The 5,501-nt window shown below is 62.8% G+C and carries 6 protein-coding genes; 3 read left to right on the top strand and 3 right to left on the bottom strand.

Translation table 11 applies throughout. From position 1 onward, the window contains the following. From ACMLHG_RS13350 to ACMLHG_RS13360, 3 genes are all read left to right on the top strand, one after another. On the top strand, positions 1 to 677 hold a 677-nt coding region (locus tag ACMLHG_RS13350; protein ID WP_417170812.1), incomplete at its 5' end, for a 3'-5' exonuclease. Positions 678 to 714: 37 nt separating this feature from the next. Continuing rightward, positions 715 to 1,671 carry a helix-turn-helix domain-containing protein gene (locus ACMLHG_RS13355; protein WP_417170813.1) on the top strand — a complete coding sequence of 319 codons (957 nt, stop codon included), beginning with the start codon at positions 715 to 717 and terminating at the stop codon, positions 1,669 to 1,671. An 85-nt stretch (positions 1,672 to 1,756) separates the two neighbouring features. Continuing rightward, positions 1,757 to 2,881: a glycoside hydrolase family 99-like domain-containing protein gene (locus ACMLHG_RS13360; protein WP_295808135.1), complete on the top strand. Its 1,125-nt coding sequence runs from the start codon at positions 1,757 to 1,759 to the stop codon at positions 2,879 to 2,881. Between the two features lie 31 nt (positions 2,882 to 2,912). On the opposite strand, the gene obgE is transcribed toward ACMLHG_RS13360, so the two are convergent. The 3 genes from obgE to ACMLHG_RS13375 form a co-directional block, all read right to left on the bottom strand. Then, the gene (obgE, locus tag ACMLHG_RS13365) at positions 2,913 to 3,929 is read right to left on the bottom strand and encodes a GTPase ObgE (protein ID WP_294433618.1); all 1,017 of its coding nucleotides are present in this window, start codon (positions 3,927 to 3,929) and stop codon (positions 2,913 to 2,915) included. A 137-nt stretch (positions 3,930 to 4,066) separates the two neighbouring features. Continuing rightward, entirely contained in the window at positions 4,067 to 4,321 is a 255-nt protein-coding gene (gene rpmA / locus ACMLHG_RS13370; protein WP_294433615.1) for a 50S ribosomal protein L27, read from the bottom strand. A gap of 152 nt (positions 4,322 to 4,473) precedes the next feature. After that, a complete protein-coding gene (locus ACMLHG_RS13375) occupies positions 4,474 to 5,373 on the bottom strand; it encodes a hypothetical protein (protein WP_294433612.1) in 900 nt (299 codons plus the stop codon). Positions 5,374 to 5,501 lie beyond the last annotated feature (128 nt).

A 5,501-nucleotide genomic window follows, 5' to 3' on the forward strand; every position in this document is an offset into this window, starting at 1 on the left:
CGCCGAAGGCGGCGGAGGCGGCGGCGGAGTTCGCCGCCGTCTGCGGGAAGTACCGCAAGGAGTTTGAAGAGCCCGGCAACCTTGCCGGAAAGATCACCGCCTATCTCCGGGAGATCGGCTACACCGATGGGTTGCAGCGCATCTACAAGGATCTCAAGGACGCGATGAAGCGGCGCGAGAACCTCGACGAATTCATCAACGCGATCGCGCAGTACGAGACCCGGCAGGCGGAACCGGCGACCTTGCTCGCCTATCTGGAGAATCTGGCACTGCTCGAAGAGAACGACCGGGTCGAGGAGGACTCCCCCGACGCCGACGCGGTGACGCTCACGACGGTCCACGCCTCGAAGGGGCTGGAGTTCCCGGTGGTGTTCGTCATCGCGATGGAGCGGAACATCTTCCCGCACGAGCGGGCGCTGGAGGAGGGGTCGGCCGACGAGGAGCTCCGGCTCTTCTACGTGGCGATCACCCGCGCCCGGCGGCAGCTCTATCTCCTGCGGGCGAAGGAGCGGATGCAGCGCGGCATCTCGAAACCGGCGCTGCCCTCGCCCTTCCTCGCCTGCCTGACCGAGGATCTGGCGGAGCACCCGGCGCCGGATGAGCTGGTGAAGCCCGCGAGCGACGACGCGGTGCGTGCGGCGTTCGCGAACATCTTCCGGATTCTTCACGAGAAGTAGTCCGCCTCCATCCCGGCGGACAGAAGGAGAGGAGTTCATGCCGGAGAGAACCCGCCTGAAAATCCAGTGGAACCCGCCGGTGTTCGGCTGTGAGGAGTTCTATGCGGCGCGGAAGTACTTCCGCAATCCGGCGGTGCCGGTGCGGGTGTTTCGCGCGGGGCATGCCGGGACGGTGATGCACGCCCATGATTTCATGGAACTTGCGCTGGTGACCAGCGGTTCCGCCCGGTACGAATTCTGTTCCGCCGCCGGTGTCCGGCGCGGCTGTGAACTGATGGCAGGCGACCTGATCGGTCTCGCTCCCGGCGACCGCCACTGCTATTCGGAGGGAGAGGCGTTCACCCTCTGCAACATCCTGTTTCAGCCGGAGTTTCTCGGCGGGAGCTGGCCGGAACTTGCGGAACTCGCGGGGATGAAGCGGCTCCTTCGCGGAGAGTCGATCCACCTGAATCCGGCGCGGCAGGCGGAGGCGGCCGCACTGCTCGACCGCATCAACGACGAGATGTGGCACGCGCCGGTCGCAATGGAACTGGCGGTCCGTTCGCTGCTGACCGGCTTTCTGCTGCTGGCCGGGCGGAGCGGGGAGGCCGCCCCCGCCTCCACCGTCGCGGAGACCGAGACGCGCGACGGCGTCTCCCGGGCGATCGTCTATATGGAACAGCATTTCGCCCGGCGGATTGAACTTGCCCGGCTCGCCGAATGCGCCCGGCTCAGCCCCACCTACTTCTGCAGTTCGTTCCACGCCGCAACCGGCATGACGCCGTGGGAGTACCTGATCCGCCTCCGGCTGGAGAAGGCCAAACAGCTGCTGCGCAACAGCGATTTCACCGTTTCGGAGATTGCGCAGCGCACCGGATTCTGCGATGCGAGCTACCTCACGCGGCTCTTCCGCCGCCACGAGAAGATGACGCCGCGCCGCTACGCCGAACGCGGGAGGGAGTGGGAAACTCCGCCGCGTTGTCCGCCCGGAGCGGAAGAGAAGCCGAATTCGTAAGATCGTGATAGAAAAAAGTAATCCGGTTATACCTCCTTTCCCGATTTCGTGGTATAATAGCGGGAAACGGAACGGAGGTTTTTCCATGCAGCAGAAACGTATCGATGTCGGATGCTACTATTTCCCGAACTACCACTGCAACGACGGGCGGAACGCCCAGGTGCACGGCCCCGGCTGGAGCGAGTGGGAGCTGGTGAAGCAGGCGCTTCCCCGCTTTGAGGGGCACCATCAGCCGCTCCGGCCGCTGTGGGGATATGTCGATGAATCGCTCCCGGAGGTCATGGAGCGGAAGATCGCCGCCGCCGCCGACCACGGCATCGACTACTTCATCTTCGACTACTACTATTACGACGACGGAACCTTTCTGGAGAACTGCCTCAATCAGGGATTCCTCCCGGCGCGGAACGTCGACCGGATCAAGTTCTGCCTGATGTGGGCCAATCACAACTGGATGGACATCCATCCGTGCAGCCGCTCCAACCGCAAACTGCTCTATCCCGGCACGGTGACGCGGGAGACCTTCCGCCGGCTCGGCGCCCATCTCATCGACCGGTTCTTCTCCCACCCCTCCTACTACTGCATCGACGGCGCGCCGGTCTTCTCGATCTACGACCTCGGTTCGCTGCTGCGCAGTTTCGGCGGGGTGCAGGAGACGAGGGCGATGCTCGACGAACTGCGTGCGATGGTCCGCGCCGCCGGCTTCCCCGGCCTGCACCTCAACGCGGTGATCTGGGGGCGGCCGATCCTGCCCGGCGAGGAGAAGCTCATTCAGCTGCCCGAACTGGTGCGGCAGCTCGGGTTTGACTCCGCCACCAGTTACGTCTGGGTTCACCACGTCGGTCTGGAACAGCGCGAGACCCCCTACCGGTCGGTCTTCGAGCGCTATCTGGAGTTCTGGGATAGCGTGCTCGAGGAGTACGATCTGCCCTATTTCCCCAACGTCACCGTCGGCTGGGACTCCTCCCCCCGCACCATCATGAGCGAAGTGTGGGAGCCGGTCGGCTATCCTTACGGCAATCTGATGGGGGACAACACCCCTGCCAACTTCGAAGCCGCCCTCCGGGAGGTCCGGCGCCGTCTGGAAAACAGTCCGGTCCGGACCTTCAACATCAACTGCTGGAACGAGTGGACCGAAGGGAGCATGCTCGAACCCGAGGCCCGTTACGGATACGGCTACCTCGAGGCGGTCAAGCGGACCTTCCCGCGCTGACGGACGCGGTGTTCGACGGCCCCCTTCCTCTTCAGAAGTCGAAGGGGGATTTTTTGCGCTCCTCGACCATCGCGCGCAGCTTCTCCTTGAGCTCGCCGGTGTCGCCCGCCGCCGCGGAGACCGGCACGATCGGAATCGTCTCGTCGGCGAATTCCGCGCGCAGAAGTTCGAGATTCTCCGCCGCGCCGGGCAGATCCATCTTGTTGGCCACGATGAGAGCCGGCCGCCGGGAAAGTCCCTTCATGTAGAGCTCCAGCTCGGTGCGGAGGTGACGCAGATCCTCCCACGGCAGCCGCCCGTCGGTCCCGGCCATGTCGAGAACGAAGGCGAGCACGACCGTCCGCTCAATGTGCTTGAGGAAGGCGTGCCCCAGCCCGACGTTTTCGTGCGCGCCGTCGATCAGCCCCGGAATGTCCGCCACCGTGATCCGCGCATAATCGGGGTACTCCACCACGCCGACCATCGGATGCAGTGTGGTGAAGGGGTAGGGCGCCACCTTGGGCCGCGCCGCGGAAATCGCACGCAACAGCGTCGACTTGCCCGCGTTGGGGTAGCCCACCAGCCCGACGTCGGCGATGGTCTTGAGTTCGAGCAGAAGTTCGCGCTCTTCGCCCGGTTCGCCCGGCTCCCACTCGCGCGGCGCCCGGTTGGTCCGGGTGACGAAGCGCGGATTGCCCCGGCCGCCCCGGCCGCCGGCCGCGACGATCACCTGTTTGCCGTTCTGCTCCATATCGCAGAGAATCTCCCCGGTGGCGCGGTCGGTGACCACGGTGCCGACCGGAACTTTGAGGATTACGTCCGGCGCCTTGCGCCCGTGCATGTTGGAGCCTTTCCCGCCCGGGCCGTTCTGCGCCTGGTAGTGGCGGTTGTAGATGAGTCCGACGAGGCTCTGTTCGCTGTTGGTCGCCTCGAGGATGACGTTGCCGCCGGCACCGCCGTCGCCGCCGTCCGGACCGCCGCGCGGCACAAATTTTTCACGGTGAAAGCTGCAGCAGCCGTTGCCGCCGTCGCCGGCTTTGACCGTGATGATCGCTTTATCCACAAACATGGTTTCTCCTCCGGATTTCCACTGAATTGTCAGAGGTAATGTACCGCCGGGGCGGAATTTTACAAGTTACAGATACGAAAAAGCCCCGGGAAAGAGCTTTCCGGGGCTTTTGCCGCAGCTTCGCTTCTGCGAACCGCTTACTCGGCGGAGCAGGGGACGACGCTGACCTTGCGCTGTTCCTTGCGGAACTCGACCGTGCCGTCGCAGAGGGCGAACAGCGTGAAATCGCGGCCGCAGCCGACGTTGTTGCCCGGACGGAACCGGGTGCCGCGTTGCCGGACGATGATCGAACCGGCGGTCACTTCCTCGCCGCCGAACGCTTTGATACCAAGAAATTTCGGTTTGCTGTCGCGGCCGTTGCGGCTGCTGGATTGTCCTTTTTTGTGTGCCATGATTCGGAATCCCGGGTTATATTAAGTTTTGATACAGTTTTCTTAAATCGATGATCGACGAATCTTTAACATAATCCACTTTTTTCTTTTTTCAAGCGCTGGATCGTAAATATTTGCATTTTAGGAAAAATTCCCGGTCAAACGCGGGGAAATCAGCCGAATGCCACCAGAAACAGTCCGGCGACAATCAATGCCGTCCCGACTATTTTCGGCAGCGGGCAGCGTTCATGAAGCAGGAACACCCCGGCAAATACGCCGATCGGCAGACTCAGCTGGCGGAAGGCTTGAATATAGGTGACGCTGGTGACAAACTGCATCGCGGCCAGAATCAGCGCGTAAGCGGTGGTGGAAGCAATTCCGGTGAACATCGGTGCGGGAGTCCGCAGAAACAGCCGTTTGAACTCCTCCCGTTCCGCCGGATGCAGCAGGACAAACCCGGAGAGCGCGAGAACAATGCCCGATTCAATACAGAACAGATAAGAGAAGGTGAGTTGCCAGTCGGTCCGTCCCGCATACGAGTGCAGAATCTCCATCGCGACGCTGTCACAGACCGTGTAGCCGGTGGTTCCTGCGGCGATCAGCAGGATGAACACGATGGCCTGGTTGCAGTAGACCGATGGACGGAGGTCGCGAAATTGCTTCTGCGGCAGCAGCAGGCAGCCGAGAAAGAGAATGCCCATGCCGGTCAGCGCGATTTTTCCCGGCGTGGTGCCGAGCCCCAGCAGCAGGGTGACTGCGGCGACCAGCAGGACCGGCATCGCCCGCCCCATCGGATAGGCGATCGAAATATCGCAGCTCCGGTACGCATGGGCCAGACCGATCAGATAGAGCGCCTCAAAGAGAATGCTGACCGTCAGCAGCAGGGAGAATTTCAGCGGCAGGAGCGTGAAGTCGATTCGGAATCCTCCGGCACAGCAGAGGCAGACCACCGCCGCCGTCGAAGAGGAGAGCAGATAGAACGCCGCCGACGGATTGCTTCGTTTGCTCAGGATGTTCCACCCGGCATGGAGAATTGCCGAGGCAAGCACGAGAAAGAAGGCGATGAGTGTCACAGAATCCGCCTCCTGCCGGAGAATATGGCGCAGATGTCACTTTTTTCGACATGGCGGAACGGGGCGGACCATGCCGGTTTTATTCCGGTTGCCGCGTCCGGAACCGCGGCGGCTACTGCGGCTGTTTT

This window comes from Victivallis sp. (assembly GCF_048170485.1).
GTDB lineage: Bacteria > Verrucomicrobiota > Lentisphaeria > Victivallales > Victivallaceae > Victivallis.

What these genes read in the sequence shown, in the direction of transcription:
- ACMLHG_RS13355 (WP_417170813.1), top strand. Translation starts at nt 715, where the DNA reads ATGCCGGAGAGAACCCGCCTGAAAATCCAGTGGAACCCGCCGGTGTTC.
- ACMLHG_RS13360 (WP_295808135.1), top strand. Translation starts at nt 1,757, where the DNA reads ATGCAGCAGAAACGTATCGATGTCGGATGCTACTATTTCCCGAACTAC.
- obgE (WP_294433618.1), bottom strand. Translation starts at nt 3,929, where the DNA reads ATGTTTGTGGATAAAGCGATCATCACGGTCAAAGCCGGCGACGGCGGC.
- rpmA (WP_294433615.1), bottom strand. Translation starts at nt 4,321, where the DNA reads ATGGCACACAAAAAAGGACAATCCAGCAGCCGCAACGGCCGCGACAGC.